The sequence below is a fragment of the Streptomyces sp. NPDC005181 genome (genome assembly GCF_040608395.1).
Classification (GTDB): domain Bacteria; phylum Actinomycetota; class Actinomycetes; order Streptomycetales; family Streptomycetaceae; genus Streptomyces.
In genome coordinates this window covers 37446-43923 of the sequence record NZ_JBEXID010000058.1, presented here as the reverse complement: position 1 = coordinate 43923, position 6478 = coordinate 37446, and the positions used below count along the sequence as shown (strand labels likewise).

Annotated in this window: 4 protein-coding genes and 2 pseudogenes; 2 read left to right on the top strand and 4 right to left on the bottom strand. The window is 67.6% G+C overall.

The window, feature by feature from the left end; genetic code table 11:
- Positions 1–241 precede the first annotated feature (241 nt).
- Positions 242–1288, top strand: coding sequence for an ISAs1 family transposase (locus tag ABZV38_RS28570; protein ID WP_356331311.1), 1047 nt, complete (start codon positions 242–244; stop codon positions 1286–1288).
- A gap of 94 nt (positions 1289–1382) precedes the next feature.
- A pseudogene (locus ABZV38_RS28565) lies at positions 1383–1604 on the top strand (ISAzo13 family transposase); the annotation flags it as partial.
- A gap of 213 nt (positions 1605–1817) precedes the next feature.
- On the opposite strand, the gene ABZV38_RS28560 reads toward ABZV38_RS28565, so the two are convergent.
- The 4 genes and pseudogenes from ABZV38_RS28560 to ABZV38_RS28545 all read right to left on the bottom strand — a co-directional run.
- Entirely contained in the window at positions 1818–3059 is a 1242-nt protein-coding gene (locus ABZV38_RS28560; protein ID WP_356331310.1) for a hypothetical protein, read from the bottom strand.
- A 1073-nt stretch (positions 3060–4132) separates the two neighbouring features.
- A complete protein-coding gene (locus tag ABZV38_RS28555) occupies positions 4133–4471 on the bottom strand; it encodes a helix-turn-helix transcriptional regulator (RefSeq protein ID WP_356331309.1) in 339 nt (112 codons plus the stop codon).
- A 2-nt stretch (positions 4472–4473) separates the two neighbouring features.
- Complete coding sequence (locus ABZV38_RS28550; RefSeq protein WP_356331308.1) at positions 4474–5580, bottom strand: site-specific integrase; 1107 nt, start codon at positions 5578–5580, stop codon at positions 4474–4476.
- A 222-nt stretch (positions 5581–5802) separates the two neighbouring features.
- Positions 5803–6099: pseudogene (locus ABZV38_RS28545) on the bottom strand (methyltransferase, FxLD system); the annotation flags it as partial.
- Positions 6100–6478: the final 379 nt, after the last annotated feature.

Here is a 6478-nt window from a genome sequence, read left to right as displayed (position 1 = left end):
GGTGTGTGGCGGGGTGTCCCCTGAAAGCAGTGCAGGCACGGCCGTCGGTGATCATGTGGTTGTCGAAGACCCATGAGAACCGAGCGAGACCGTGCCTGCCCGAACATCATCGCCCGTGCCCGCCGGGCTGGGGAAACTGGCCCTTCCGAACCCTCAAGTCACCCTGCAGGATGCCGCTGACCTGCGGCGCTTCCTGATATGGATACCGGATCCGCGCGGCCTGCGAGGACGGAGGTATCCGATGCTCCCGCTGCTGTGCGCGGCGGCCGGCGCGGTTCTGGCCGGTGCGCGCTCCCTGATCGCGATCGGCGAGTGGATCGATGACGCCCCGCAATCTGTCCTGGGCCTGCTCGGTTTTCCGGCGGACCCGCTCACCGGGGTGCGGCCCACGCCACACGCGGCCACCGTCCGGCGTCTGCTCCAGCGCCTCGACGGTGACGCGCTGGACGCCGCGATCGGCGCATTCCTCCAGGCCCGAGGGCAATCATCGCAACCGGACGAGCCGCCGAAACTGCGGGCGGTCGCGGTCGACGGCAAGACCGTCCGCGGCTCCCGCACCGCCACAGCCGCGGCGATCCAGTTGCTGGCCGCGATGGACCACCACGGCGTGGTCCTGGCCCAGCGGCAGATCGCCTCCAAGAGCAACGAGATACCGGCCTTCGCTCCGCTGTTGGACTCCATCGAACTGGTCGGCACCGTGATCACCGGCGACGCGCTGCACACGCAGCACGCCCACGGCCGCTACCTCCGCGAACGCGGCGCCCACTATCTGGCCATCGTGAAGAGGAACCACCCCAGCCTGTATGCGCAGGTCAGGAAGCTGCCCTGGGCGGACATCCCGCTGGACCACCGCACCCGCGACCGTGCCCACCACCGTGACGAGATCCGTCGCCTCAAGGTCGCCGCCTTCCGGCACCTCGACTATCCCGGCGCCTGCCAGGCCGTCCAGATCGTCCGGTGGCGACGGGAGTTGAGCACTGGGAAGCTGACGATCGAGCGGGTCTACGTGATCACGAGCTTGGACGTCTTCGACGCTACCCCGGCCGAACTCGCCTCCTGGATCAGAGGGCACTGGGGCATCGAGAACCTCCTGCACCACGTCCGTGATCGGACCTTCCGCGAGGACGACTCCAAGGTCCGCACCGGACACCTGCCCCGCACCATGGCCGGCCTACGCAACCTCGCCATCAGCATCTTCCGGCAGAACGGCGACACCAACATCGCCGCCGCCCTCCGTCACACCGGCCGCGACCACCTGCGGCCTCTGACAGCTCTCGGCCTTACGTGATCAACCCGGACAGATCGCGATCACGCAATGGCCTTGGTTCTCGGTGGCTGTTGGCCCGTAGGATGCGGGTGTGTCGGAGGGGATTGAGGCGGGGTTGACTGACGTGCTCGGGTTGCTGCTGCCGCATCTGGACGAGCGTCAGCGGCGTCTGGTGCTGGGGGCGGCGGCCCGTGTGCTGGGCCATGGCGGGATCCGGTCGGTGGCCGGTGCGGCCGGGGTCGCGGAGTCCACGGTGTCGCGTGGGCTGCGGGAGCTGAAATGCGGGGATGAGCCCGCGGGCCGGGTCCGGTCGGTGGGCGCGGGCCGCGAGACGGTGCTGATCACCCGAGCCGACGCCCGCCACCGAACCGTCTTCCCGGGCGAAGCGGCACCGCCGCCGTCGACCCGGTTCCTTCACGGTGGCGACGCGGACATCGACGCACAGCGGGGTGGGGCCGCGTGGCCGCACGTGCTGGCAGCCGTCCGCGGCTACTGAGCGCGGTACTTCGGCCATAGTGACCTCCGCATCTTGCTGCCGGGCGGAGCGGACCTACGGTGCGATGGGGTCGGTGGGAAACTTCTCGGGGTGGGCTGAGGCGAGGTAGTCCATGGCCGTGTCCTCGGTGATCCCGAAGACCGTTATCAGGTGTACCGGATCGGCGGTCGCCCGGGCCTCGTCCAAGATCCTGTCGATGCGCACTTGCTCCGCGTTGATTCCGAGGCATTGAAAGAAGTACTGGAATGCCTTGTGGCTCATTTGAGGACCCGCAGGATCCTGCGCCGTCACCCGCGTGACCAGCAGGTGCGGGTTGGTGGAGTGCGGCCAGCGCGCGGCACGTTCCTTGAGCATCGTGGCGGTCAGGGACAGTGTGAAGTCGTCCAGGTAGACGAGCCGCGTCTGTCTGCCGGATGCACCCCGTACGCCGAGGGTTCCCTTCGACCGGTTCAGATCGGACAGCAGCGTTCCGCGGATGGTGTGCGCCCGCAGTGCGTGGATGGCGGTCAGCGCGACGGCGACCCTGCCTGACGCGGTGGGAACACGGTCAATAAGTCCGACCAGCCGGTCCGAGGGCACGGGCCTGCGAACGGCGACGCGGAACGTGAAGGTGGCTGAGCGGGAAGGATCACGAAAGATGACCCGCTCTCGCTTGAGTGCCTTGAACAGGGACCGCAAGGCGGTGAAGACACCATAAACACCAGAAGCGTTGTCGACGGCTCCTTGGACATGAGCTGTGGTGATTTCGCGTAGGGAGGTGACCGACGGGCCCCACGATTCCAACATGGGTGTCGCATAGCCGAGATAGCCGTTCACCGTCTTCCAGGGAAACGGGCGCGATGGCCGCCTGCCCTCCCCGCGCAGCACTGCGATCCATACGTCGACCTCGGGGAGCAGATGGCCAGGAATCCGTCGGCGTAGGCGGGCGACACCGGCCCGGTGGGGGTCGGCGTGCCGTACGTGGTCAGCGATGAGCAGACCTCGCTTCGTGAGAAAGGGGATGAGCCGACGGGCGTTGTAGGAGTTGCCCAGACGAGCGATCGCCCACAGGTCAGCTTCTTCGATCGGCGCGTCCACGCCCAGCCACGCCGTGATCATGGTCAGTGTCCGTTGATGGGCGCTGGCGACCCGTGGGCGCCACTGCTGACGGGCGGCGAGCTGGGCGAGCTCCCGGCGAAGTGCTTCAGCCCGGTCGCTGAGCGCGGGCAGCTCGCTCTGGTGCAGAACTTCCCAGTGCCGCGGCGGTGCGGCGAAGAGAGCGAGCTGACCGGCGGTAGCAATTGCGGGAGATACCAAGGGCTGTCGGCGGTCCGCGGTCCCTTCGGCGGCGACTGGGCGCCGGATACCGTCCTGGCCGGTGACGAGTCGATACCCGCGCCAGCGCGGACGCAGCCCGGCCCCATCCATCCACAACTGGACGCCGGACGTCAAAGTCTGATTTCCGATGTGAGCAAGGGCGTACAGGCACATCCGGCATCGTCCCAGCTGCAGTGGCAGGTTCCTTCCGCAGCCCCCACACACGCCGACCTGGCGGTGGGCCTGCTTGAAGCGCTGGCACGGCAGACACAGCCGGGCTCCGTCGGCCTTCCACGCCAGGCAGTGGGAGCAACTGGAGGCCTGCACGACCATTTGGCGCGCCAGCCGCATAATCTCAGCCCGCTCCACCTGCGGTCCGAGTCCGGCGCGGTCGAGGACTTCCGCTATCAGCGCCGGTCGGCGCGGCAGTCGAAGGACGGCGTCGAGGCTGACTCGGCGTGTCCCGGGAGGACGTACGGTCAGAGCGTGGAGACAGTCCGACAGGAGGCCGATGTCACGGACCCACGGACCCCGCGCCTCCACCGTCGCGTCGATGGCCGCCCGGACGGCCTCCATCTCCGGGGAGTAGCCGGCTGTCGTGAAGTCCCTTGCGGACATCCCTCCCCGTCTCACAACAAGGAGGGACAACTGCCCGGGGATTTGCGGTGGGAACGAAGCAGCCTGCAGTTCTTCTCGCTGCCGCCGCTGGACTCGCTCCTGTTGCCGCTGGTACACCCGAGATCGGCCGGCCGTCGACCGCAGCACCTCGGGGAGAATCAAGGATAGTTGCAGAGACCGCGGTTGACCTGCCCTGGGCGGGCCCATTTCCCCCGAGGAGATGCGGCACTCCAGCGCACACAGGCGGCACATCCCGTGCTGGTCGAGGGTGACCTCCTGCGGCCATCTGCAGTGGCGGCACCGTCCGACACCGTGGTTCGCGGGGTGCCAGTCAGTGCATGGCTGGCACACGCCCCGGGGTCGCACCGTGCCCCAGGCGCCGCATCTCCGACACGACGCAGGTCCACGCTCCGCCCACCTCTCCCACTGCTCCTCTCGAACGCCCATGGCCTGGTCTAGTTCGGCGGAAGCGACTTGCGGCCGGAACCGCCGGGGCGGGAGACCGGCCGTGCCGCGTCGGACCCGGGTTTGCTGCCCGCGACCGCGCGAGGTGCCTCGTCCCGTATAGCGCGATGGGACTCCGGCTCCTCCTGCATCACGTCCGCCACCGTGCAGTCGAGCGCCGCACAGATCATGTCCAGGTCGTCCAGCCGCACGGTGACCGGCTGGCTGCCCCACAGCGCAGCGACCTTGCTCAGCGACGGACTGAACCCCACTTCCTTGAACGCCGCGAGCAGCTGCACCGGCCGCCAGATGTCCCGCTGCGCGGCGACCATCCGCAAGTTCCACTTCACCGCTATGCCCTTCCCCTCAGCCGCTGGACCGCTCGGTGCGATGCTTCCAGGCTCGCTTTCTCCGGATCAGCGCGAACCGACGAAAGGTACCCAACCGTCGTCGTTGCCCAGCGATGGCCCAGAATTTGCTGTACATCCCACAACGGCATGCCGTCCTCATAGTGGTGGGTCGCGCAGGCGTGCCTGAGCAGGTGCGGAAATAGATGAGTGACAGGCCCGGTCAGATGGAGCTTCGAGGCATCCCGCAGCGCCCGGCGAAACGCATCCGGACCGACCGGCGGCGCAATCGGAACATTCAGCGCTGCCACCCCCTTCGGCAGCCGCTCGGACGGGAACAACGGGGCGCCCGGATCACTCGGGTCGTCAGTGAACTCCCCGCGAATCGCCTCCAGATACCACCACAGAAGATCCCGGCCCTCCTGGAACAGATACGCCTGCCGCTCGCGCGGACCGGACCGCCGCGCGCCCTTGCCCTGGACAACGAACCGGCCCCATTGACCCAGCTCCCAGTGGATGTCGCCGATGGTCACGGCGCACAACTCCGCAGCTCGCACCGCCGAGATGTACGTCAGCTTCGCCATCACATAGTCCCGGCAGGCCACCGGGTACTTCCGCGCGTCCGGCAGCGAACCGCGCCACGAGGCGAAGAACTCCTTCGTCGCCCGCTTCGACGGCGGGATCCGCAGCCCGAAGTCACCACGGTGTACAGGGCGGTTGAACAGATCGACCGGCGACTCGACAGCCACGCCGAAGCGCCGGGCGATCTCCCCGGCGTACCGCTGCTCGAGGAAGTGGAAGTACCCGTCGATCTTCAGCAGCTTGCCCCGCAGTGTGGACGTCGCGCGCTTGCCGACCCCGGCGAAGTACTGATCGAGGTGCCGTGGCGTGATCTGCCACGGTGGCAGGTCATAGAAATCGCATACCTCGACGACGGGTTGGACTTGGCGGTGCAGGGTGGTGGGAGCCAGACCTGCGACGTCGCGCGCCCACAGGTACTCCATCAACGTGTCTTGGAAGAACGCGTCGGCTTCGCCATCGGCGACAGTCGCGGCTGCGCGGCGCTGCAGGGTGACGACGTCCGCGAGCCCGGTCGCCGTGGGAGGCAGCACAGGTTCTTCGGGCGCTGTGTCCGGGGTTGGAGGGTGCACCAGCGTGAGCCAGCGACTTCCAGAATCTGCCACAGACAAGGAAGTTACAGCGATTACACGTAGAATCCAAGAGTTACTGCCGAGATTTCACGCCATCGAGCGGGGTCAGGCTTCAGGGCATCTACCTGCTGAAATGCACGTTCGTGGCTGATCAGGGGGCGACGGAACCTGTCGGGACTCCAGTATCTCCAACACCCGCATGCCGGGCTTCACCTGGGCCTGTTCCAGCATCATGGCCTGGATCTGCGGGGCGGAGACGGAACTGAGCTGCACGCCGTGTTCGTCCGTCTTGGTGATCACGGCGGCGTACGCGTCGTACGCCTTGTCCAGAGGGGTGTTGGGCGTGAACCCGTGCCGGGGCACCTTGCGCATGGCCGCTTCGATCTCCGGGGAGGAGATGTTGCCGTCCGCGCGCAGTTCGTCCACCACCTTGTTCCGCAGGCGGGTTGCCTCGTCGGGCTCGACGGTCGTGTTCGTCATGGACTTCCTTCGGTCGCTCGTGTTCGGGGGAGGTAGGCCGACACCGCGTGCGATGGGCCGGGAGGTTGTTGGTGAACGCTGTCCGTTCTCGTCGGATCACCCGAGTCCGGCGGTGTCGTGCCGGGCGGCGTGTGAGTGCTCGCGCACCGGTGGTGAGCCGCCCGGCAGTCCCGTCTGTACCACTCAGGACAGCCGGGCGGCCGTCTATGTGGCGGGTACGAGGTCGTCCAGCTCGACGACCTCGTAGTCGTGTAGTTCGCGCACGAGTTGGCTTGCCAGGAACCAGCCCAACTGCGAGTGCCCGTATGCCACGGGCCGCGTCGTCGTCCTCGACAGGAAGCGGCTCCAGGCCGGTGGCGGTGAGGCGGTATCGGGAGCC